Source organism: Chitinophaga sp. RCC_12 (assembly GCF_041360695.1).
In the GTDB taxonomy this organism is placed as follows: Bacteria; Bacteroidota; Bacteroidia; order Chitinophagales; family Chitinophagaceae; genus Chitinophaga.
Genome location: NZ_JBFUPS010000011.1, coordinates 255,312 through 278,803, shown reverse-complemented (window position 1 = coordinate 278,803; position 23,492 = coordinate 255,312). Strand labels below are relative to the sequence as shown.

Genomic DNA, 23,492 nt, shown 5'->3' with positions numbered 1-23,492 from the left:
TAAACTGACAATCATGAAACTATCAATAGCCGTTCTCTTCTTCTTTTCCGTTGCGCTCTTCACTGCGTGCTCCGATAAATACCTGGAGCTGGACGATAAACAAAACCTCACAGAAAATACTTTCTGGACCACCCGGCAGCATGCTTTGCAGGGAATTACCGCCAGCTATGCGGCATTACAGGGGCACGACGGCTCCATGTGGACTTTCTTTGAAGAAGTGTATATCACGCTCACCTATAAAGCGGATGATATAGATAATAACAAAAATGAACCTTATGGAAAAAATCTGGCTGCGTTTGTAAACAGTGCAGATGAAGGCGGTCCCTGGAATCTCTGGGCTACCTGTTATGCAGGAATTGGTCGTGCTAACCAGGTGATCGAAAAAGTACCAGGCATTACCGCTATGACGGAAAAAGAAAGAAATGAAATTGTTGCAGAAGCTAAATTTCTCCGCGCCTATAACTATTTCATACTGGTAAATGGTTTTGAAAATGTGCCGCTGGTATTGAAATTTGAAAAAGATCTTACAAAACTGCAAACGCCGCAATCGCCCGCTGCAGACGTTTGGGCGCAAATTGAAAAAGATCTGACAGAAGCAGAAGCCGTGCTGCCACCCGCTTATCCGGATGCATATAAAGGCCGTGCAACAAAAGGCGCCGCTAAAGCGCTGCTGGCAAAAACATATCTCTTCCAGGAAAAATGGACAGCGGCAGAAACAAAATTCAGGGAGATATACGGACAGTATTCCCTTAACACAAATTATACAGACAACTTCAACGGCACAAAGGAAAATGGCCCTGAATCCATCTTTGAAGTGCAATTCAGCGGCGATCGTTCCGTGTCTGATGAAAGACATCCTTTCAATTTTGAAGTGCGGCCTTATGCACTTGATGGCTGGGAACTCTTTTACCCGTCCGACTGGCTGGTGACGACATTGATGAAAGATAAAACCGCAACGGGCGGTTACAGCGACAGGGTATATGGTACTATCTTTTTCAACGATCCGGCGTCAAAAATGTGGGACCTCAACATTCCCGCCAACCTTGTGCCTTACGCAGATGTGGCCGGCAATCTTTCCCATCCCGCCTTCTTCAATAAGTACGCATACCCTAACGACAGGGGCGGTTCTTATGTAGGAACGAACATCTCCCTGATCCGTTATGCAGATGTGCTGCTTATGCTGGCAGAGGCAACGAATGAAAATGGGAAAACGGCTGCAGCAATCGACCTCGTGAATGAAGTGCGTAACCGCAGTCACGCGAAACCAATTGCACCCGGCAGCCTGAATAAAGAACAGCTGCGGGAGCAGATCCGCAACCACGAAAGACCGGTAGAACTGGCAATGGAATTTGGCATCCGCTGGTTCGACCTGGTACGCTGGGGCCGTGGCGCTACCGCCAAACAACCGGTAAAGGCCCTGCTGACAAACCACGGCAAAGCTGCTGCTGCCAACTATGTAGAAGATAAACATATCCGCTACCCTATACCGCTGAAAGAGATCAACGTAAACCCGCTCCTGAAGCAAAACAATTTGTACTAAACAACCGGGCCGGTGTACCGTTGTATGCCGGCCGGTAATTTTTTTTCAAGATAAGCAAGGAACTTAATGAAATACAGCACCGGATTGATGATTGGTGGGTTGTTATGGCTCAATATTCTTACTGCCAGTTCCCAACAGCATCCACAGCCCTGGCAGCACCCGGAGATACAAACAGAAAACGCCCTGGCGCCGCGGGCATGGTTTATACCCGCCATCTCGGAGGCCGCTGCCATCTCGGGTTCCCCGTCCCCATTCCTGCTTTCGCTGGATGGCACCTGGAAGTTCAGGCTCGATGCATCACCCGCAGCAAGCCCCGATAGTTTTTTTGCGGACCATTATGATGTGAGCAACTGGAAGGATATTAAAGTGCCCGCGCACTGGCAAACGGAAGGTTTCGATAAATTTATTTTCACGGATGTGGAATATCCTATTCCCGTAAATCCGCCGTATCCGCCGGAGAACGACAATCCCACCGGCTCCTACCGCCGGAGCTTTACCATTCCCGCGGAATGGGCGGGAAGGAATATAATCCTCCGCTTCGGTGCCGTAAATTCCTTTTTTTATTGCTGGATCAATGGCCGGTACATAGGCTTTAGCAAAGACAGTAAAACTGCCGCCGAATTTGATATCACCCATTATTTACGGAAAGGAGAGAACACGGTTTCCGTACAGGTACTCCGTTTTAGCGACGCCACCTACCTGGAAGGGCAGGATATGTGGAAGCTGAGTGGAATAGAGCGAAGCGTGCAGCTGATCGCACAGCCTAATATAGCTGTACGCGATTTCTTTGTAAAAGCAGGTCTGGACAGCACTTACACCAACGGCATCTTCAGTCTGGACGTACAACTAAATACAGTAGCACGACAAGGACGCTTGCAAATAAAACTGCTGGATGACAAGGGAAACATCGTTATACAACAACAGCAAACATTGAACGGTACTGCAGATTATCACTTTGATGCTACGCTGCATAATGTAAAAAGCTGGAATGCAGAGCATCCCCATCTTTATAAACTACTCATTTCCCAATTCGATAAAAATGGCAAGCTGGTGGAATGTATTGCGCATGAAACAGGCTTCCGGACGATAGAGATCAGGAATGGGCTATTGATGGTAAACGGCGTGGCGGTAAAGATCAAAGGCGTAAACCGGCACGAACACAACATGTACACCGGGAAGGTGATCACGCAGGAAAATATGATGGAAGATATACAGCTGATGAAACTATATAACATCAATGCGGTACGTGCCAGTCACTATCCCAACAGCCCGGAATGGTACCGCCTTTGCGACGAATACGGTATTTACGTGGTAGACGAAGCCAATATTGAATGCGATGGCATGTCGTTTCATCCGATGAAAACACTATCCGATAAACCGCAATGGAAAGAAGCCTATCTGCACCGCACCCGGAGGATGTTTGAAACTAACAAGAACCATTGCTCCATTATTACATGGTCGTTGGGCAATGAAAGCGGCTTTGGTGAAAACTTTGAAGCTACCTACCGGTATCTTAAATCAAAAGACAACACCCGCCCGGTTCAATACGAAGCGGCAGGAGATAATGAATTTACAGACATCGTGTGCCCGATGTATAAATCCACCAGTGTGCTGCTGGGATATGTGAGAGAGTGGCGCAGCCGTCCGTTTATTCTTTGCGAATATGCGCACATGATGGGCAACGGCGGTGGTAACCTGAAAGAGTACTGGGACCTGATGTATCGTTACCCGCAATTGCAGGGCGGTTTTATCTGGGATTTTTCTGATCAGACTTTTAAGAAGAAAGATAAAGCAGGAAGGGATATCTGGGCCTATGGCCGGGATATGGGTAATGTAGGAATTACCAGCGATACGAGTTATTGTGCTGACGGGTTGTTTGCGGCCGATCGTACGCCGCATCCGCAGGCGTTTGAATTTAAAAAAGTAATACAGCCGGCAGGCTTTGAACCAGTACCGTTGTCGGCAAACAGTATCCGCATTATTAACCGCCTCGATTTTACAGATCTGGATCAGTTTTATTTCAACTGGGTTATCAGGTCAAACGGGGAAACGATCGCCAAAGGTGAACTGAATGCGGGTTCCGTGGCGCCCCATAAAGAAAAGATCATCACGCTGCCTTTGCCGGTGTTGAAAGCGAAGCCCGGTGCGGAATATTTTGTTACGATAGAAATGAGGACGCGGCACGATGCGCCACTGGTGCCTGCACACTACCTCGCGGCATGGGAGCAGTTCCCCTTGCCTGCGGCACTGGCTGAAATGCCCGCTTCTGCAAGCATTAAAGCAATGTCGATCAAAGAAGACCCATCGCAAATAAAAATTGCCGGGGATGATTTTGAAGTGGCATTCAGCCGGAAAACTGGCTGGCTGAGCGCTTATAACTGGGAGCAGCAGGCAATGATGAAGTCACCCCTTGAGCCGCACTTCTGGCGCGCTGCAACGGATAATGATATAGGTAACAGTCAGCAGATCCGCTGTGCCGTATGGAAGGATGTATTGCAAACAGCGCGGCTCGATTCCCTGAAAATAGACACCACAAATAAACGAGAGGTAATCATCCGCACCTGGCACTATCTGCCTGCGGTAAAAGCAGTGTATAAAGCGGAGTATAAAGTAACGGGAGATGGAGTAATAAACATCAGCGTAGCGATGAAATCCGGGAGAGATCCCATGCCGGAGCTTCCGCGATTCGGTATGCGCATGATCCTGCACGGAGCATTCGATCAGGTGAAGTGGCTGGGCCGCGGTCCTTTTGATAATTATGCCGACCGGCAAACTGCTGCAGCTATTGATGTATACAGCATGAACGCCGATCAGCTTTTTCATCCTTATCCGCGTGCACAGGAAAGCGGCTACAGAACGGATGTGCGCTGGATAACCCTGACCGATAAAAACGGCGTGGGATTGACCGCACAGGGCAAGCCGCATATCAGCACAGGCGTATTGCATTTCAATATGGATCATCTTGAGTTTGACCGCTACGCAGCAGAGAACAACCACGGCGGCTCTATGATAAACGAAGACCTGGTATGGTGGAATATCGATTATAAACAAATGGGCGTAGGCGGCGACAACAGCTGGGGCGCCACCCCACACGCCGAATATTTGCTGCCTTACCAGGATTACAGTTATTCTTTCACGCTACGTCCCGCTATAAAATGAAGCAGATGAGAATATGGATATTACTATTGCTCACCGTGCAGGCAGCTACTGCGCAGCGCTACCGTTATCCTGATGTATTGGATTTGCGGACGGCACCTCCTGCCAGTGAAAGTATCGAGGCCAATGTATTCAGCGATATGGGTGCATGGCATGCCTATGCACTGCCCTCCGGGAAAGAAAACAATGGCGCCTTTATGGGCCCCTTGTTGATGGATATGCAGGGAGAATGGCTTTCCGGCTCTTTCTCAAGATTAGCCATCAGCGAAAATGGCGTGCCGGTTAACCTGCCGGCAGCGAAGTCCGACATTAAGTTTTATCCTGGCCTGTTACAGCAACAGTTCGAAATAGCCGGCCTGGTGATATGCCAGCAGCTACTTTTTGCTTCCAGTCGCGAAGCACTGCTGTACACAAAAATTACCAACCGTTCCCGTCATCCCCGTACGCTGGATGTGGAATATTATGGTCAGACAAAAAAGAGGATGACTGCGGAGGCTTCCACCCTGCGGGTAAATGGTTTTGTAACCGTATTCCCCAAGGGCACTGCATTGCAGGCGGACAGCTTTACTTATAAAGCGCTTTGGAAGAATGTAGTGATACAACCCGGCGGAAGTTATGAACAAACACAGGTGCAGGCGTATTATCCCGGTGAAACGCGGCAACCTTTTCAATACGACTTCAAAACAGCGTTGAGAAAAAATGAAGCGCGATGGAATGGTTATCTCTCCCGGTATTTCTCCCTGGCATCTCATTTAACAGAGATAAAGAAACGGCTGGCAGTCAAATGTATCATCACGCTTATTACCAACTGGCGAAGCAGCGCTAGAGACATCCTGCACGACGGCGTGTTTCCCTCTGTAAATTACCAGGGCTTTTATGGCGTGTGGAGCTGGGACAGCTGGAAGCAGGCCGCGGGCCTTGCCACCTTTTTCCCCCAGCTGGCGAAAGACAATGTCCGTTCCATGTTCGATTACCAGGATGATCACGGCATGGTGGCAGACTGTATCTACGCAGATAAGCGGGAAAACAACTGGCGGGATACCAAACCTCCTCTTGCCGCCTGGGCAGTGTGGGAAATCTATCTGCATACAAAAGACAAAGCATTTGTTAAAGAAATGCTGCCTAAACTTATTGCCTATCATGAATGGTGGTATGCTAACCGCGATCACGACCGGAATGGTCTCTGCGAATACGGCGCCACCGATGGTACCCGCATAGCTGCAGCATGGGAAAGCGGGATGGATAATGCCGTACGCTTCGACAGCGCGGTGATGCTGCAAAACAACAACAGCGCCTGGTCGCTGAACCAGGAAAGTGTAGATCTCAATACTTATCTATATGCGGAGAAATTATACCTGGTAAAGCTTTCATCTCTCCTGGATAACAAACAACATACCTACCGGCAGCAAGCGGAGAAGCTGCTCCCGCTAATTCGCACACAGTTCTACGATGAGCATGCCGGTTACTTCTACGACACCAGGGCGAATGGCCGTGTAGAGGTAGATGGCCCGGAAGGATGGATCCCGTTATGGGCTGGTGTAGCCACTTCGCAGCAGGCCAGAAGGGTAAAAGAAAAAATGGAAGACACGGCAAAATTTAATACGAAAGTACCGCTGCCTACCCTGGCTGCCGATCATGTTGCTTTTGATCCGATGAAAGGATACTGGCGCGGGCCGGTATGGCTGGACCAGTTTGCCTTCGGTACAAGTGGTTTACGGAAATACGGCTATGATAGCCTGGCCGCAGCATTCGAAAAGCAACTATTGGAAAATGCAGCAGGCATGACAGGCAACGAACCGGTATATGAAAACTATCACCCGCTTACCGGTAAAGGGCTGAATGCAAAGAATTTCAGCTGGTCTGCCGCACACTTGTTAATGATACTGAAAAATAAATAACGTCATGGAATTTACAGCAAATGAAGTAAAGCAACTGGTACAAAAGAATTACCTGCTTGCAGTAGAAGTGGAAACACTCCAGGGCTACGATGAATTTAATTATAAAATAACGGACGTCTCCGGCCGTAAATTCATCCTCAAAATAACGGGGGAAGAAAAGCGCTACTCCTTCCTGGATGCGCAACTCCGCATACTGGAACATCTTTCAGTGAGCGCCGTGGCGTGGAACTTTCAGCAGATACTCCGCAACAAAAACCGGCAGGAACTTACGCCCATCTTCAAGGACGGTAAACAATATTACCTGCGTATCCTCTCCTGGCTGGAAGGAGCATGCTGGGCGCAGGTCCCGCACAAAAACAAGGAGCTCTATATTGGTCTCGGCAGCTTCCTCGGTAAAACAGATGAGGCGATGCAGGATTTCCAACATGACGCCCTGCACCGGCATTACACCTGGGATATCAGCACTGCTGCAAGCGCTAACCGCCTGCTGCATTGCATCCGCGACCATGAAAAAAGAAGGCTGGCCGGATATTTTCTCCTTGCCTTTGAAACAGAAGTATTGCCGGTGCTCGACTCGCTTCGTCATGCGAGCATCCACAACGACGCCAACGACTATAACGTATTGGTTCAAAACGGTGAAGTAAGCGGTTTGATAGACCTGGGCGATATGGTGTATTCTGCACTGGTGAATAATGTGGCTATTGCCTGTACCTATGCGATGCTGAACACGGAAGATCCTTTACAGGCCGCGTCCTGGGTGATACAGGGATATCACAGCGCCTTCCCGTTAACAGAGCAGGAAACGGATCTTATTTATTACCTGGTGGCTGCGAGGCTTTGTATCAGTGTAACACAGTCGGCCTGGCAGGCCTCGCTCGGCTCTGTCAACGGCCATCACTTTGTAACAGAACGGGACGCCTGGTCGCTGCTCAATCAACTGATCCGGATAAACCCACTAAAAGCCGCAGATACTTTCCGGAAAGCGTGTGGCATGCCCACGCTTATCAATTTAGGCGAGGATTACAGCCCGTTGCTACAGGAAAGGAAAACATTCATCGGTGCCAACCTGAGTATCAGCTACCGCAAGCCATTGAAAATTGTAAAAGGTGCATTGCAATACCTCTACGACGACAAAGGAAATACGTTTATCGATTGCGTGAATAATGTAAGCCATGTTGGGCATTGCCACCCGGTAGTAGTGAAAGCGATGCAGAAACAGATTGCCACGCTGAATACGAATACCCGCTACCTGAACGACCACCTGGTGGAGTTTGCCAAAGCGATCCATCGCACGCTGCCTTCAAAGCTCTCCGTATGTTACTTCACCAATTCAGGAAGTGAAGCAAACGATCTGGCTATTCGCATGAGCCGTCATTTTACCCGCCGGAAGGATGTGGTGGTGCTGGATCATGCTTATCATGGCACGTCTACTGTTGCAATGGAAATGAGTCCCTACAAGTTCGATGGCAAAGGCGGCTCCGGGCAAATGCCTTATATCCACAAAGCCATCTCTCCCGATTTATACCGCGGAGCATACCGGTACAACGATCCGGAAGCGGGCGTTAAATATGCGCAGGATGTACAAGCTATTCTCGCCGGGAATCAGGGCAAGGTAGCGGCCTTTATCTGTGAAACATTGTTGGGTGTAGGCGGACAAATACCTTTACCGGATCATTACCTGGAAGCCGTATACCGGCATGTACGTGAAGCCGGCGGCGTATGTATTGCTGACGAAGTGCAGGTAGGTTTCGGGCGGGTAGGAGAGAAGTTCTGGGGATTTGAGCTGCAGCAGGTGGAACCTGATATCGTAGTGTTGGGTAAACCTATCGGCAACGGCCATCCCCTGGCTGCCGTAGTGGTTACCAAAGAAATTGCCGCTGCATTTAACAACGGTATGGAGTATTTCAATACGTTTGGCGGGAACCCCGTTTCAATGGCTACCGGCAGGGCAGTACTGGACGTAATACAATCTGAAGATTTGCAGCAGCATGCCCTGGAAACAGGCAATTACCTCATGGATGGCTTGCGGGGGTTAATGAATAAACACACCATTATCAGCGATGTAAGAGGACACGGTTTATTTGTGGGAGCTGAGATGGTGAAAAACAGGAATTCTATGGAACCCGCTGTGGATGAGATCAACAAGGTAGTGGAAGAAATGAAGGAAAGAGGATTTCTGCTCAGCACCGACGGACCATTATACAATGTGTTGAAAATAAAACCGCCACTGGTGTTCAGTAAAGAAAACGCTGCCGATATGGTGCATCATCTCGACGAAGTATTATCCAATCTTTAACTTAAAATATAACAGGTATGAGTAACCTGCAATTGATACTGGACGGCCTGATGCGCCGTTATAAAGAACGGGTGCCGGATGTGGAAAAAGTAATATCAGCCATGATAGAAGAAGGACTGATACAACATGCAAATGAAATTGAAAATGATCACATCGCATTCCGGACAATTGGCGTGCCCCACCTGGGCATCCAATCACTGGAGAAAATATTCCTGCACCATGGATATGTCAAAAGGGATTATTATTATTTCGCTGAAAAGAAACTTGACGCTTATTGGTATGCCCCGCCGGCGCCTTCTTTGCCCCGTATCTTTATCAGTGAGCTCCGGGTGAAAGACCTTTCTCCCGAAGCTCAGGATATTATACACCATTATACAGATGAAGTTACTGCGGATCCTGTACTGCAACTGGATCTGAACGATGCCGCTGCGGTAGATGATTTTCTCCACAGCGGTCTTTGGAGACTACCTGCTTACAGCGATTTTTCAACATTAGCGAAAGAAAGTGAATATGCTTCATGGACTATTTACAACCGTTATTATCTCAATCATTTCACGATCAGTGTACACAACCTGAAGCCTGGCTATAATGACATTGCAGCGTTCAACCAGTTTCTTGAAAAACATGGCTTCGTGCTTAATGATGCCGGCGGAAAGTTCAAGGAAAGTCCGGATGGCCTTTTGCTGCAAAGCTCCACTGTAGCGGGTATGATAACAGCAGCATTTGCAGATGGTGAAAAGCACCCGATCTCCGGTTCTTATGTAGAATTCGCGGAGCGCCGCGTGTTGCCTGCATTCCGGCATCTGAATGCTATAGCCATAAAAAGGGAACATCGCCGGGAGGGCTTTGAGGCAGCCAATGCCAACAAAATATTCGAAAGCACGTATTCATCTCAAACCAATAAAAAGTAATGGAATTTCTAAAGGAGTTAGGTATAATGCCGCACAATTCCGGCGTTAGCACCGGTATGAACTGGTTGAACAGCAGGGGCGTAGATCTCGCGTCGTATTCTCCTGTAAACGGGCAGCTGATTGCTACTGTTACGACGGCTGATGAAACTGATTATGACGCGGTGATCAATACTGCGGTAAAAGCCTTTGCGTATTGGCGTACCGTACCTGCGCCGCAACGCGGCGAAATAGTACGGCAGGTAGGAGAAGCGCTTCGCCAAAAGAAACAGGCGCTGGGCAGCCTGGTAAGTTTTGAAATGGGGAAAAGCCTGCAGGAAGGTTTGGGAGAAGTACAGGAGATGATTGACATATGCGATTTTGCGACAGGATTGAGCCGTCAGTTATATGGGCTTACCATGCATAGCGAACGTCCGTTGCACCGGATGTATGAGCAATGGCACCCGCTGGGGATTACGGGTATAATATCTGCTTTTAATTTCCCGGTGGCCGTGTGGAGCTGGAATGCAATGCTGGCAATGATATGCGGGGACGTATGTGTGTGGAAACCCAGTGAGAAAACACCTGTATCTGCCATCGCCTGCCAGAAAATCATTGCAACGGTATTACAGCGTAACAATGTACCGGAAGGAGTTAGTTGCTTAATCAATGGTGGAAAAGAAACCGGCATTCTGCTGTCCACGGATGTAAGAATACCGATTGTATCGGCCACGGGGTCAACGCTCATGGGAAGAAATGTAGGTGTTGCCGTAGCGGCCAGGTTTGGACGTTGCCTGCTGGAGCTTGGTGGGAATAATGCCATCATAATTTCTAAAGATGCTGACCTGGACATGGCACTCACCGGCAGCGTATTTGGCGCCGTGGGCACTGCCGGGCAGCGCTGCACCACCACCCGGCGACTGATCATCCATGAAGATATATACACCCGTTTTACGGAGTTATTGGTACATGCCTACGGCCAGCTCAGGATTGGCAATCCCCTGGATGAGTTAAATCATGTTGGACCTTTAATAGATAAGGATGCCGTAAACACTTACCTGGAGGCTATTGCAGCCTGTAAAGAGCAGGGAGGCCGTTTTGTTGTGGAAGGCGGCGTAATGGAGGGACCGGGTTATGAAAGCGGTTGTTACGTGAAACCCTGTATTGCAGAAGTCCTGCCTGGTTGCCCCATCGTACAAACCGAAACTTTTGCCCCCATTCTATATCTCATGAAATATAAAACCACAGAAGAAGCAGTAGCCATACAGAATGAGGTACCTCAGGGGTTATCTTCCGCTATTATGACCATGAACCTCCGGGAGGCGGAATACTTCCTGTCTGCCTCCGGCAGCGATTGCGGGATTGCAAATGTGAACATCGGTACTTCCGGCGCAGAAATAGGAGGCGCCTTCGGCGGAGAAAAAGAAACCGGCGGTGGCAGGGAAAGCGGCAGCGACGCCTGGAAAGTTTATATGAGAAGACAAACCAACACCATTAATTACGGCTCCCATCTGCCACTGGCACAAGGGATCCGGTTTAATCTCTGATACAGGGTATACCACGGGAGGGGCTATGCTGTAAAGCATGGCCCCTTTCTTATTGTCTATGTGGATATCTCCTGAATGGCGACACACTCTATTATCAGATCTTCCCGATCTATAAAGTGAAGCCCGGAAGTATGAAAGTGTCCGCAGGATCTAAGTATATTACTGATGGGAAAAAAGTTTACCACTATGCATACAGCCTCGACCCGGTGGCAGCAGATTATGCCTCTTTTAAAGTACACCCGGTATATAAGGCCTTGGCCAGGGATAAGAAGGATTATTATTTTAAGGGAGAAAAAATGCCATCTTCCCTGACTGCTTTTGAAGTGGCAAAGGAAATATTCAGCAAGGTTGATATTGAACCGGCCAATCACCGGCGTTACCTGAAGATGTGTGAGGAGACGGACTAATTTCTCTATTATAAAATTCAAAATGGGCTGCGAGGTGAATTACCTGCAGCCCATTTTTTTGATTGATTGAATACTATTCTAAAGCACCATTATAATCTGATTCTTTCAACGGAACTTTCCAGGTCCATTTGTTATTGCTTTCCGGAGTGATGGTAATAGCCAAAGAAGTTATAAAATTACCACCGTTGGCGTAATCGCGTCTTACAATAGGGTCTCCCCAACGTTTCATGTCAAACCAATCGAAACCTTCTCCCCACAGCTCAATAGCGCGGTATGTTTTGATTTCATTTAGCAGGTCTGTACCGGTTTTGGTGCAGGTATAGCTTGCGTCACGTCCCGAGTTTTTCGTTAAGTCAACCAGTACCTGCTGAACTTCGGCTGCCGGCTTATTCTGGTAATATTTTGCTTCTGCTTCAATCAGATACATTTCGGAAGAGCGGAAGTGATTCACATTACCGACGCCGGGCTGATCATTCGCTTTCACTTTAAACTGCATATAGGCGTATACGTTTGAAGTGCTGTAGATATCCGGGAACAGCTGGAAAGCACGGGCTTTCAATGCTGCGCCGGCGGCGCCTGTGGCAGTTGTATAAGGATCTGTTTTGGGATCCAGGAACAGGTTTTTGCGGATATCCGTAGCAGGAATTTTATTATACAATTCTTTGCTGATACACTTAGGATAAGTTCTGACTGCAGAAGCGCTGGAATTGTATGCGATGTATGACTGGTAAGAGTAATAGTATAAGGTCTCATCTGATGCGCCATAGCTGCTCCATAACCATTCGCTGTTTGGAGTAGAGAAGCCTGCTTTGTAGTCAGCTACAGACATCAAAGGATATCCGGTGCGGGCTTTGGCAGCAAAAGCCTCTGCTTTTGGATAGTCCTGGCGTGTGAGTGCTGCACGGGCATAAACTGCATACGCCACATTGATATCCATTTCAAAATTCTTCGACCTGGATTTACCAGCGGCGGTGAACAGTTCGATCGCTTTATCCAGGTCACTGTAGATAAGGCTATAGGTAGCTCCCAGTGAAGATCTTTCGAGATCGCCATTGGAGAGGTCCGTTCTCAGCACAACGCCCGGAGTTGCGCCGTTATTGGAATCGCTCCATCTGTTACCATATAACTGTGCCAGCATAGTATAGCAGTAGGCCCTGTAGGTTAATGCCTGTGCTTTGATGAAATTTTTATCAGCCTCTGATCCCTTTGCGGCATCAATGTAAAAAATGATGGCGTTGGCATTGCCAATTACTTTGTAATAGTAGTACCATGGATAGTAGTCATAAATGCTACTTACATTTTCGTTGATAGTACCATTGATAAGCGTGGCCCAGCCCGGCAGGTTTACATAAAAATTGTTGCCAGGGTAGTTGCCATAATACATTTTAATCGTTCCTTCCCCGTTGAATCCCTGGGAAGACAGGTACTGCACCGTCATCATTTTGGCCAGGCCGTTAACGGCTAATTTTGCATTTTCCGTTGATTCAAATGCAGTAGAAGTACCGGTTGAGCTGGTAGGTACGGTGTCCAGGTAGTCTTTTTTACAAGAGCCTGCAAGCAGTACAAAAAACAACAAACCTATATTATATATCTTATTCATCTTTCTTCTTTTTAATTATAAACCAATATTAACACCAAGAGATATTACACGTGGCGTTACAAAAGCGTTCAGGCTTCTTCCGTTAAACGACTGCTGCGGATTCATGCCTTGTAGTTTTGTAAGCGTCACCAGGTTTTCAACACTCAAAGTAAATCTGGCAGATCTGATGTCTATTTTCTGTAGTAAAGAAAAAGGTACCTGGTAAGCCAAAGCAATATTCTTCACTACGAAGTAAGAACCATTCTGGAGAAACCGGGTTGACATAGCGTTGCTATAATTGCTTTTGGAGAAATCCATTACAGGAACGCCTTTAGGGTCAATACGGTTGGAAGAAGTTTCTGTGATGCCGGAAGGAACTCCATCCCATGATTTTAGTACGTCTTTATGCATCTGGCCTACAGTACCCGACATAGTCATCAGATCCAGGTAGGAATCATCATAAACTTTACCTCCCAGGGAATAGGTGAAGATACCGGACAATGTGAGATCTTTGTAGGTAAGTCCGGTGGAGAAGCTGCCAAAAACATCCGGGATGGCACTGCCTGACCAATCACGTTTTGCGTAAGTGGTGTAGGTGGTATAGTCAACGCCGTTGATATTTACAAGATATTTGTAGTGTGCGCCATTTACATCTTTCGGATCGAAGTTTTCATTGTCCGCCAGGTATAAAGCGCTGCCGGTCATTTGATCCACGCCTGCGTACTGGTATGTCCAGAAGTCATAAATGCCATGTCCTTCCATGTATTTATAATTCCCGTTGATAATCCCATTGGCCCGGTTTTGCTCCGGTAAGGAAACAATTTTATTTTTCAGGAAGGTAGCATTTACGCCAACGTTCCATTTAAAATCTCTCTTCCTGATTACATCAACATCCAGCGACAGCTCAAAGCCTTTATTGGAAACCGTACCCAGGTTTTTTGTGATAACAGACTCGGCTACCGTATTAGAAGTACCACCGGCAGATAATGGTAAGCTTACATCAAATAACAGGTTTTGTGAACGTTTATCAAAATACTCAATAGTGAAGTTGGCCCTGTTGAACAAACGTGTTTCCAAAGCGGCAGAAATGGAAGAAGAGGTTTCCCATTGCAGATCCAGTGCTTCGTTTTGCGTTTTATATAACGCGGCAAGATTGTTATTCTGATCAATGGTATACAATGCCATGTATGCGTAGGTGGCGGCGCTTGCGTCGTTACCTACCTGGCCGTAAGAAGCACGGAGCTTTGCATAATCCGCATATCGGGAAAGGCCGGTAAAGAACTTTTCTTTAGACAAGAGCCAGCTACCACCTAATGACCAGAAATTACCCCAGCGGTTATCTTTATAGAACTTGGAAGAACCATCTCTTCTGAATGAACCATCCAGGAAATACTTTTCATCGTAGTTATAGCGTGCACGTGCGAAGTATCCCTCGGATCTGTAGTTTACCTGGTAGTCGGTGAGATCAGTAATGTTGGTAAAGTTTACTAATTCGGTTGCATTCGCAAACGTTTCGGTCGTCTTATATCCATACAGATAGTTGTAGTTGTCGTAATAGTTTTCATGACCTACCAGCGCATCCACTGTATGAAAACCATAAGATTTACCCCAGTTCAGCATTTGCTGGGCGGTGTAATTTTTATAGCGGTAGTTGGTACGGGATGCGCGGCCCTGGTTACCTGCACCATCACCGATGATGGCGTTATCGTAAGTCTGGGTATCACTGTTGCGGACGTTGAGGTCGCCCTTTACGGTGAAAGTAAAGTCTTTCGGCAATTTAAAGTCCAGGAACACCTGGCCATTTACTGTATTTCTATATACCAGGTCTTTATTCAGTTCATTTTCCCAGGTAGTATGACGGCCAATAAATTGATTGCGGCTGGTAGAACCATCATCATATTGTTCTTTACCGGCATCATCCAGTACCAGTTCACCGGTAGCTTTGTCGTGTAAGTGTACAGGATAGATAGGTGCTATGCCCCTGGCATACATGAAGGGGTTGGCATAGGAAGACGCACTTGTTGAAGTAGCGGAAATATTGCTGGTATTCTGATGGGAACCAGCGAGATTAAATCCGTATTTAAACCAGTCTTTCGCCTGTATATCAGCGTTAATCCTGCCGGTGAATCTTTTATAACCGGTATTTATCACATATCCGTCTTCATCAAGATATCCGGCGGAGTAATAGAGATTACTTTTTTTATTGCTTGCACTACCATTGATTGAGTATTCCTGGCGGAAACCGGTTCTTTCCACACCATCAAACCAGTTCAGGTCATTGGCGTAGCCTGATTTTATCCTGGCATCACCAACCAGTTTGCCGTTGGCATCAAATAGCTGGTCGTCTGGTTTGTTGTAGATGTTTAAGTATAAGTAGTCGGAAATCAAGCTGCTGGTGGCTTTTGCACCGGCCGCTTCTTTCGTCGGATAGCCGGCAGGGTTGGTAGACATCAGGTTGTTTCTGTAACCTTTCCACATGGTTTCCATAAACTCGTTAGCGCTCAGTACTTTATATTCTTTGATACCACGGGTGTATACGCCCTGGTTCATAACCAGGTTCACATTGCCATCGCTGGCTTTGGAAGCCCTTTTTGTGGTCATAATAATAACACCGTTAGATGCCTTGTTGCCATATAAGGCGCCGGCTGCAGCGTCTTTCAATACAGAAACAGATTCTATGTCTGCCGGATTGATATCCGTTACATTGCCGGAAAAAGGCACGCCATCAATAACATACAACGGAGTGTTATCACCGTTTACAGAACTAAACCCGCGGATGCGGATACTGGGCAGTGCACCCGGTGTTCCTGTAGTGTTATTAACCTGAATACCTGCACTACCTTCCAACACACTCAGCGCATTGGAAACAGGGCGTTTTTCGATGTCTTTGGCCTTAATTGCAGCTACAGAACCTGTCAGCGATTCTTTCTTTGCATTACCATAAGCGACTACAATCACCTCGTTCAGATCATCACGTTGCACGGCGAGTGTCACGTTGATAATATCTGAGGCGCCTACCGTAATATTTTTTATCGCAAAGCCTATGGAGCGGAACGATAACACTTTGCCGGGAGGCACAGTAATACTGTAATTGCCATTTGCATCGGTTTGGGTTCCCGTGGATGTACCCTGGATTACTACCGAAGTGCCGGGAATACCGCTTCCATCGGCGGTGTTGGTAACTTTACCGGTAATTCTTTTTTCCTGTGCAAATACTGCAATGGTTTGCAGCATGCTCAACAGGAAAAAAACAAGTAAACTTTTTCTCATGAAAATTTAGATTTAGATATAGAAAGAAAACTCAGACATAGAAAAGATTGCAGCTGTAGTATCCCCATAGCCCTGCCAGCCGCACATATCAGGAGATATGCAGGTTTATTTCAAACTGGATTTACTACGCGCAAGAATGACGTTAAAGGCGCCGGCCTTTAAAACATCTCTTTAAAAATTCAGCTTGAATTTTATCTCGTAAGCGAATATGTACTACTGAAGCGCCGCCTCAGTAGCCCTTATTCAGATTTTGGATTTTAGTTCTCATATAAGCAAATAGGCCGCCCCTAAAGGCGTTGTTTAGATTTAGACTTGTACAATAAGTTATCATTCCTAAGACATCCATCTTAGCATTTAGCTGTTTAGATAAAATATTTTGACTTTTAACTCAGGATAAAATCGCCATAGTACTGCTGTAATTTAGGTTAGACTTTGGTTTTACTACCGAAACGGGTTACTATAACTTCAGTGCTCACGCAATAAATTCTAAAGGTATAGAAGGGCCGGCATGGCCACCTTCCATCGGGTATAGTTTTGTTGTAATTGATGTGCTCCTGCCGTAAAAATAAATAAAACTTTTTCTTTTTATAATTTTTTTTTGAGAGCGCACTTTATTGACGCAAAGAATTCCGCAGGAAGTATTGTTTAACCCTTTTGCCTATATTAGTATCCGCTCAAATTTAGCGCTATCTATGAACAAGATACTCTTAACAATAATGCTTAGTCTCCAGGTAGTATTCTCCTTTGCGCAGGATACTACTCTTGCTTCACTACAAAAATTAACCACCGACAAACAATTTGATGCAATTATCACGCAGTATGCTCCCGCACAGGAGCACCTGTCTTCAGCAGCATTATACTACGTAGGATATGCGTATTTTATGAAACAGCAGGATGATAGCTGCCTGAAATTTATGGATCTTTCTATTGATAAAAATGCGAATGATCACCGGGCATATTTTATAAAAGGATCTACACTGAATTACATGCAGCAGTTTGATCAGTCGATTAAATGCTTCAAAGCTGCCATTGCACTGAAGCCAGATACCGCAGAATATTACAGCGGATTGGGAGATGCATACTACAATCTCCACCTGTATGAATCGGCCCTCGAAAATTATAAAACGGCAACGGAAAAGAAAGCTCCCGGCGAGCGGCCGTTTTTAATGGTTCCCCAGGTATACTTTAATCTGCACCAGGAGTCGAAAGCGCTGGAAGCACTTTATAATAATACATCGAAGCTTCCCCATGGAAGCGAGGGATATACGAAGTCGTGGTTTAACATCGGCCAGATCGAATCTCTGAACGGCAACTATGATAAAGCGGAAACGGCTTTTCTTGCAGTGATAAAATCCGATTCATCCGACTTTCATGCTTATGCAAAACTGATCCAGGTGTATTATCATAATAAAACCTATGAAAAGGCAAAGTTTTATAGAGCCAGTTTATATGATGCGCACAAACAAGGACTGCTGAAAGAAAATATGGAAGATATGTTCTGCTTTGATCAGTTTAAGTGGAAAGGTAAATCCATCCAGGCTTTTGAGCGATATGAAGAAGGCCCTAAACGGGGGATTTTTAATAAGCAGATTTTTTATGTGCTGGATTCCATTGGAAATGTGGACTTCACTATACAAACGGAATATTCACCTATTTCTGTAGAGATGGGAGGCCCGAAATATATTCTTTGTGGTTCTCAGGGAGGAACGCATTTAAACTATGGCATCGGGTTTAATGATAACTTTAAGTATGATGATTTGAAAAATGCGGTAGTTAATATTCTGGAGAAGAAATACAAAACAGTGGCTGAAAGTAAATAGGAAATCTGGAACCAATCAGATCCCGGACCTGGTTTCAATTTTTTTCTCCCGGAAAATATATTATCAGTACTATCGACCGGTATCTATCAACAAGCTGTTGCAAAGCGTTAAACTTTGCAACAGCGTGCCGGTGAAATAATTTATAAAGAATATCGTATTGTTACGCCATATGTGCGTGGATCGCCCAGTACACCGGCATAGTGACCGGCATTGCCGGCTCCGGGTAACAGTTGTTCAAAATAATCTTTGTCAAGCAGGTTGCGGCCCCAAACAAAGAGCGACAAGCCGTTAGGCGCCCGGAATCCCACCCTGCCATTGAGCAGTACATATGAATCCACTACCAGGTATTTGGAAGGAGTAGGATTAGAAGAGAACGAAGAACGGTAGTAACTATCCAGCGCCAGGAAGAAGTTGCCATCGTGGCCCAGCAGCTTTCCGACAGCGGTTACTTCTCCGCCTAAAGAGGCGGCCCATTTAGAGATACCGGGTAACTCACCACCGGAAATATCCTTGAAAGTAGGGCCACCGGTTTCTTCAAGTGGCGGCGGCGCGTTTTTGAATGACACATATTTACCGTCGGTGTAAGCCAGCGCTCCATAGAAGGAGAGGAAGTCTTTTATTTTTATGTTGGCATCCAGCTCAGCGCCGCGTACACGAACTTTCTCTGCATTGGCAAGGTAGCCACGGTTTACGGAAAGATCTGCCGCCTGTACCTGTGTTTGGTAGTCGGAGATATCGGTATTATAAACGGTCAGGTTTACGGTTGAATTAGGAGAAGGTGAGGTTTTGATACCTACTTCATAGTGACGTACTTCTTCCGGTTTGATCACGGCCAGTTCCAGCATTGTTTTGCCGGAAGCGGTGGGTAATCCGCCGAGGTTAAGGCCAATAGGTTTGAAGCCGGTAGAGAAGGTGGCAAAAGTATTGATCCGGCTGTTCACTTTGAATGCCAGTGTTAACTGACCGGACAAGTTGGTATCGTCAATATCTGTTTTAAATGCCTGTGAGGTATAAACCAGGTTTTTAAGTGCAATCAGTTGCGGGTCTTCTGTTTGTAAACCACCATAGGTATCGCGCCGGAAGTCCACTTTTTTATCATCATAGTTGAAACGCAGACCGGGCAACAGGTTCAGACGATTGGAAATTTTCCAGTCGAGCTGACCAAAGAAAGCGCCGCTAAAAGTTTTAAGCCGGGGATACGATTTGATACCGTATCCATCAAAAAGTCCCGGGGTTTTCCACAGGTCGCTGGTAGTGCTTTGAGAGAAGCGCCACTGATCGCGCCCGGATTCTTCGGTGTGTGCGCCATCCGGATCCAGTTGCTGGCCAAAGGCAAATAGGCCAAACACTGCGCTGAGGCGGGGATGCAGCGATCCTGCCCAACGTACTTCCTGCGACCATTGTTTATGTTTCGATGGCGCCTGTGATAATGCCAAAGCCTGTAGTCCTGTAAAGTCCCTGTCGTTGGAAGGATCCCAGTTCCAGTACCGGTAAGCCGTAGTGGATGTCAGTTTCCCTGGTCCCAGCTGGATATCAACATTGAGTGACACGCCGCCGAAATCCTGGTAGGATTGCCACGGGGTATCGTGGTCAATTACCCGGTCGAATGGATTAAGCGTTGGCAGTTTATAATTGAGATCCGTAATGATGCTGTTGAATTGCCGGTAGCCTGCACGCAGGGTCGGAGCAGTGCCTGCATATACCTGTGCATATCCGTCGGGGCGCTGCCGGGTGGCATCTGCCGCCAGGATGATGTCTACTTTCTCTGAAGGCTTGAATAATATTTGTGCGCGGGCGCCGAGATTATTAAGGTCATTCGTTGGTTTGTTTTTGGCAACATTGTAAAGCAGTCCGTCGCGTTGTGTACCTGAAAATGATAAGCGTGCGGCTACTTTTTTTCCTAAAGGCCCGGTGAGAGAACTCTTCGCCTGGATGTATCCGTAGTTGCCATAACTAAGCTCAAAGCTGGCGCCGGGCGTAAAGCTCGGCTTACGCGTGGTTACGTTAAATGCGCCGGCAGTGGTATTTTTTCCAAACAGTGTTCCTTGTGGCCCGCGCAATACTTCAATTTGTTCTACGTCGAGGAAGTCGATGGTAGTGGCGGCCGTGCGGGCATAGTACACGCCATCTACATAAAATCCTACGCCTGGATCAATACCATCGTTGGTAAGACCGAAGGTAGTGCCCAACCCGCGGATGCTTAGCCCCGTGTTACGCGGATTGGAGGAATATAGTTGAACGGAGGGAACCAGTTCTTTTAAGCGGTTTACATTGAATGCGCCTGCATCTTCCGCAAGTGCGCCACTGATCACGGATATGGGAATGGGAACATTTTGCAGTGTTTCCTTTCGTCGCCTGGCTGTGATCACCACTTCCGACAGCAAATCATTTTTCGCAAGCGCTACCTGCAGGGAGCCGGATGGTTGTTTGGGAACATGTAGCTCCTTTGGTTTATGGCCAATGAAGCTAACCAACAGGGTGAACGGGGGATCTTTTTGTGTTTCAAGGGAAAAACGGCCAACAGAATCCGCAAGTGCATGCACATTGGTACCTTTTACTAATACGGTGGCTCCCGGTAAAGGTGTGCCCTCTCCGTTTTTTATCACACCCTGTAAGGTGGTTTGGGCAGCCGCTATGTTAACTGCCAATAAGATAGGGAGGAATAGTGGTAGTAGTTTTATCATTGTGGTTGAATTAATTGTTTTCTAATATGCGTGAGCTTTTGACAGCAGAAGAAATAGGGACGCACTGTTATCAGCTCATAGAATTAGCCCGGTAAAAGCCTATAGGTCTTATGCCATGTACGTACAGAATGAAATCGGTTGAGGGGCGTTATTCCCGGATTAAAAATACAAAATATAATTACATATCCTATAGGACTGGTGGAGTAATTAATATTTAGCATTTGTATGTAGATGATAAATAGTTGATTAATAAGATAACTAATTTAAAATAAATGTTTACTTGATAAAAAAGATTGATTGGTGGAGAAAATAATACGGGAGAGGAATCCATTTAGTGGTGGCCTTCATGGAATTTTATCAGACTATAATATCGCTCTGAGAAATAGTACAGGAAAGGGTTTTGCGGAAAGATTAAAAAATATAGATAGCTTTCAGGGAAATCTATTGGACTATGACATCCCAGGACATAACCTTCAAAAGATATAACAGTATCCGCAAGCGCGCTTTTAATAATTATATAGAAATCCGGTTGTTCTATTTTTTCCAACGTGCAATAGCGAATCCGGATGTAAACGATATTACACAGCTTATAATAGAACCCGGATTATATGATCTATATGCATCCTGTTACCAGCTAACATCTGTTGAGAAAGTACAGGAGGGCCAATCTCTTACCATCGGGGAACTGGACAAGCTATACACAAACTGGTATAACAATCACCCGCCGGAACTTCGGTCCCTGCAACAACATTTTGAAAATAACTGTTTTCTCTCCATAGAAAGATTCGTTGAGATTTATAATAGTACAGAGAGGAAATGCCACTACTGTAACATTACGGAAGAGAAAATCAGAAGGCTGAAAAAGGAGAACAAAATAAAAACCAAACGTTTCATCACAAGAGGAAAAACACTGGAGGTAGACAGGATCAATCCGTTCCAACCTTATGAAGAAGGAAACCTGGTGCTTTGCTGTTACTGGTGCAATAATGCCAAAACAGATGAATTCTCCGAAGAAGAGTTTAAGAAAATAGGAAAAGTAATGGAAGAGATCTGGAACGAGCGGTTAAGAAATGAAGAGGCTGACCAAAAGTAATGGCCAACCCATTTTATTCCGACCGGCCTGGTTATCGTTTAAGCAATAACCAGGTCCGCCATTTTTATTGCTGTAAGCCTATTTCACCAGCCCCGCTGCCACATGCTGAGCATCTGCCAGGTTATGGTTAAACCAGTGCGGATATAACGGCCCCGGAGCTGTGAGACTGTCCAGTAATTCCACTTCCGCAACAGAAAGCTCAATGGACGCAGCTTTCAGGTTGTCTTCCAGCTGCTGCACTTTGGACGCGCCAATCAGTACGCTGGACACTACCGGTTTGGTGAGCAGCCAGGCCAATGATATTTGTGCCACCGTGGCGTTATGTGCCGCCGCAATTTCTTTCATCCGGTCTACCAGGACAAACCCTTTTTCTTTGTCGAACGGAATGATATCAAAGCCGGAAAGACGGTTCCCTTCTTCTTTCAGATTTTCCCGGGTGTATTTGCCACTCAGGAATCCGCCGGCCAGTGGTCCCCAAACCGTCATACCAATTCCTGCCTGTTGCATAAACGGCACCACGTCGTATTCCACATCACGGCCAACAAGGGTGTAGTTCATCTGGCCATTGCAGAAGGTCGCCCAATTATTGTCGCGCTGCATCTGCCAGGCAAGCGCCGATTTCCATACCGACCAGTTGGAGAACCCGATGTACCGCACCTTCCCGCTTTTTACCAACCCGTCCAGTGTGGCCAGGGTTTCTTCGAGTGGTGTTACCGGGTCTTCCCGGTGAACAATGTACAGATCAATGTAGTCGGTGCCCAGGCGCTTCAGGCTCTGATCGCAGGAGTAAAGGATATGCCTGCGGGAAAGCCCCGACTGCGTAATAGGCGCACCATTCCGGAATCCTACTTTGGTGGCAATCACCACTTCATGCCGGCGGCTGGCCAGCAATTTGCCAAGCATTACTTCCGACTGGCCACCGGCATACCCGTCGGCAGTATCAAAGAAGTTTATGCCGGCAGCCAGCGATGTGTCAATCATTTTACGCGCTTCCTCATCTGATACCTTATATATAGTAGGCATAGATGGATCGCTGCCAAAGGTCATGGCGCCAAAGGATAATCTGGAAACAATCAATCCGGTATTTCCCAGGGTAGTGTATTTCATAAGAAACTTAATTGTTGGTTCAAAATATGGTTAAGCCATCAAAAAGAATAACAAATATCGCCGGAAAATTTATTCCCTGATACTACTATTGTTAATACTTATTTATCAATAGTAGTATTTTTCTGACCCTGCAGACTACCATTTTTTTAAATACTTTTTACACAAATTGTTGATTTAAAGTTTGTTAGCACCGGTTAACATTTGTGTT

At 46.5% G+C, this 23,492-nt stretch carries 13 protein-coding genes; 9 read left to right on the top strand and 4 right to left on the bottom strand.

The annotated features are described in order from the left end of the window. Positions 1 to 13 precede the first annotated feature (13 nt). The 7 genes from AB6805_RS27475 (at position 14) to AB6805_RS27445 (ending at position 11,731) form a co-directional block, all read left to right on the top strand. Positions 14 to 1,540, top strand: a complete 1,527-nt coding sequence (locus AB6805_RS27475; RefSeq protein WP_370912637.1) for a RagB/SusD family nutrient uptake outer membrane protein — start codon at positions 14 to 16, stop codon at positions 1,538 to 1,540. Between the two features lie 66 nt (positions 1,541 to 1,606). Continuing rightward, complete coding sequence (locus tag AB6805_RS27470; protein WP_370912636.1) at positions 1,607 to 4,699, top strand: glycoside hydrolase family 2 TIM barrel-domain containing protein; 3,093 nt, start codon at positions 1,607 to 1,609, stop codon at positions 4,697 to 4,699. Positions 4,700 to 4,704: 5 nt separating this feature from the next. Beyond that, the gene (locus AB6805_RS27465) at positions 4,705 to 6,594 is read left to right on the top strand and encodes a trehalase family glycosidase (protein WP_370912635.1); all 1,890 of its coding nucleotides are present in this window, start codon (positions 4,705 to 4,707) and stop codon (positions 6,592 to 6,594) included. Positions 6,595 to 6,598: 4 nt separating this feature from the next. Continuing rightward, positions 6,599 to 8,890, top strand: coding sequence for an aminotransferase class III-fold pyridoxal phosphate-dependent enzyme (locus tag AB6805_RS27460; RefSeq protein WP_370912634.1), 2,292 nt, complete (start codon positions 6,599 to 6,601; stop codon positions 8,888 to 8,890). A gap of 17 nt (positions 8,891 to 8,907) precedes the next feature. Beyond that, entirely contained in the window at positions 8,908 to 9,801 is an 894-nt protein-coding gene (locus tag AB6805_RS27455; protein ID WP_370912633.1) for a DUF1338 domain-containing protein, read from the top strand. Further along, a complete protein-coding gene (locus AB6805_RS27450; RefSeq protein WP_370912632.1) occupies positions 9,801 to 11,324 on the top strand; it encodes an aldehyde dehydrogenase family protein in 1,524 nt (507 codons plus the stop codon). Before AB6805_RS27455 ends, AB6805_RS27450 begins: the two co-directional genes overlap by 1 nt. 131 nt (positions 11,325 to 11,455) lie before the next feature. Continuing rightward, a complete protein-coding gene (locus AB6805_RS27445; protein WP_370912631.1) occupies positions 11,456 to 11,731 on the top strand; it encodes a hypothetical protein in 276 nt (91 codons plus the stop codon). Between the two features lie 73 nt (positions 11,732 to 11,804). On the opposite strand, the gene AB6805_RS27440 is transcribed toward AB6805_RS27445, so the two are convergent. Both AB6805_RS27440 and AB6805_RS27435 read right to left on the bottom strand, forming a co-directional pair. After that, positions 11,805 to 13,331, bottom strand: coding sequence for a RagB/SusD family nutrient uptake outer membrane protein (locus AB6805_RS27440; RefSeq protein ID WP_370912630.1), 1,527 nt, complete (start codon positions 13,329 to 13,331; stop codon positions 11,805 to 11,807). Positions 13,332 to 13,346: 15 nt separating this feature from the next. Continuing rightward, a complete protein-coding gene (locus AB6805_RS27435) occupies positions 13,347 to 16,580 on the bottom strand; it encodes a SusC/RagA family TonB-linked outer membrane protein (protein WP_370912629.1) in 3,234 nt (1,077 codons plus the stop codon). A 692-nt stretch (positions 16,581 to 17,272) separates the two neighbouring features. Between AB6805_RS27435 and AB6805_RS27430 the strand changes: the two genes are divergently transcribed. Further along, entirely contained in the window at positions 17,273 to 18,400 is a 1,128-nt protein-coding gene (locus AB6805_RS27430) for a tetratricopeptide repeat protein (RefSeq protein WP_370912628.1), read from the top strand. A 140-nt stretch (positions 18,401 to 18,540) separates the two neighbouring features. Here AB6805_RS27430 and AB6805_RS27425 read toward each other — a convergent pair whose 3' ends face one another. Next, complete coding sequence (locus tag AB6805_RS27425; RefSeq protein WP_370912627.1) at positions 18,541 to 21,084, bottom strand: TonB-dependent receptor; 2,544 nt, start codon at positions 21,082 to 21,084, stop codon at positions 18,541 to 18,543. A 451-nt stretch (positions 21,085 to 21,535) separates the two neighbouring features. Between AB6805_RS27425 and AB6805_RS27420 the strand changes: the two genes are divergently transcribed. After that, positions 21,536 to 22,177, top strand: coding sequence for a hypothetical protein (locus tag AB6805_RS27420; protein WP_370912626.1), 642 nt, complete (start codon positions 21,536 to 21,538; stop codon positions 22,175 to 22,177). Positions 22,178 to 22,255: 78 nt separating this feature from the next. Here the strand turns inward: AB6805_RS27420 and AB6805_RS27415 are convergent, their stop codons facing one another. Beyond that, positions 22,256 to 23,284, bottom strand: a complete 1,029-nt coding sequence (locus AB6805_RS27415) for an aldo/keto reductase (protein ID WP_370912625.1) — start codon at positions 23,282 to 23,284, stop codon at positions 22,256 to 22,258. Positions 23,285 to 23,492 lie beyond the last annotated feature (208 nt).

Coding starts and splice junctions, on each gene's coding strand:
- AB6805_RS27475 (WP_370912637.1), top strand. CDS start 14: ATGAAACTATCAATAGCCGTTCTCTTCTTCTTTTCCGTTGCGCTCTTC.
- AB6805_RS27470 (WP_370912636.1), top strand. CDS start 1,607: ATGAAATACAGCACCGGATTGATGATTGGTGGGTTGTTATGGCTCAAT.
- AB6805_RS27465 (WP_370912635.1), top strand. CDS start 4,705: ATGAGAATATGGATATTACTATTGCTCACCGTGCAGGCAGCTACTGCG.
- AB6805_RS27460 (WP_370912634.1), top strand. CDS start 6,599: ATGGAATTTACAGCAAATGAAGTAAAGCAACTGGTACAAAAGAATTAC.
- AB6805_RS27455 (WP_370912633.1), top strand. CDS start 8,908: ATGAGTAACCTGCAATTGATACTGGACGGCCTGATGCGCCGTTATAAA.
- AB6805_RS27450 (WP_370912632.1), top strand. CDS start 9,801: ATGGAATTTCTAAAGGAGTTAGGTATAATGCCGCACAATTCCGGCGTT.
- AB6805_RS27445 (WP_370912631.1), top strand. CDS start 11,456: ATGAAAGTGTCCGCAGGATCTAAGTATATTACTGATGGGAAAAAAGTT.
- AB6805_RS27440 (WP_370912630.1), bottom strand. CDS start 13,331: ATGAATAAGATATATAATATAGGTTTGTTGTTTTTTGTACTGCTTGCA.
- AB6805_RS27435 (WP_370912629.1), bottom strand. CDS start 16,580: ATGAGAAAAAGTTTACTTGTTTTTTTCCTGTTGAGCATGCTGCAAACC.
- AB6805_RS27430 (WP_370912628.1), top strand. CDS start 17,273: ATGAACAAGATACTCTTAACAATAATGCTTAGTCTCCAGGTAGTATTC.
- AB6805_RS27425 (WP_370912627.1), bottom strand. CDS start 21,084: ATGATAAAACTACTACCACTATTCCTCCCTATCTTATTGGCAGTTAAC.
- AB6805_RS27420 (WP_370912626.1), top strand. CDS start 21,536: ATGACATCCCAGGACATAACCTTCAAAAGATATAACAGTATCCGCAAG.
- AB6805_RS27415 (WP_370912625.1), bottom strand. CDS start 23,284: ATGAAATACACTACCCTGGGAAATACCGGATTGATTGTTTCCAGATTA.